The following is a 606-nucleotide window of genomic DNA, read 5'->3' as shown; positions in this document are numbered from 1 at the left end:
TCTTTTACAATTGCAACTTCTTTATCATTATAATAAACATCAGAATCTATATCTTTAGATCCAAAACCTTCCATTTTTTTTAATTTATATTGAAAATCATTAGTAGCTTTATTTTTTCCTTCCATTTTATTTAAGTGGATATAAAATTGATTAGGTTCTACTGTTATTGTTATTTCATTTTCCTTTATAGATATTCCTATTGGGGAATCACAATTTATTTTCCAATTTCCAATTAAATTATTATTTACTGTTGGCTCCTCACAGTTTTCATAACATTCCCTGCATGGTTGAATCTTGTAATTGATTTTTCTCCTATTTATATTTAAGCTATCAGATAAAGTTATATTCTTATCCCAATTTTTATTTTTAAAAGTCCACAACAAATCATCTTGTTTTTCTAGAAACCAAGTGTCATTTTGTTTTAAAATATTCTCCCCTTTCAAAAAATAATAGCCAGTTGTGTTTATGATATAACTATCATTACTATACTTAATATCTTTAATAATGTAATTAGTTCCTTCCTGTGGGGAATAGAAATAAAATTCATTTTTTTTAAAACGTAAAACAAGATAGCCTCCATCACACCTACTAAAAACAGTATATAAA

Annotated in this window: 1 protein-coding gene; it reads right to left on the bottom strand. The window is 25.1% G+C overall.

The window, feature by feature from the left end:
• Positions 1 to 606, bottom strand: a 606-nt coding sequence (locus AB4Y90_RS18125; RefSeq protein ID WP_441558952.1) for a hypothetical protein, incomplete at both ends; no start/stop codon positions are given.

This window comes from Chryseobacterium sp. 2TAF14, from assembly GCF_052115105.1.
Lineage (GTDB): Bacteria > Bacteroidota > Bacteroidia > Flavobacteriales > Weeksellaceae > Chryseobacterium.
The sequence above is the reverse complement of the archived record's forward strand: the minus strand, read 5'-3'. Positions and strand labels throughout refer to the sequence as shown.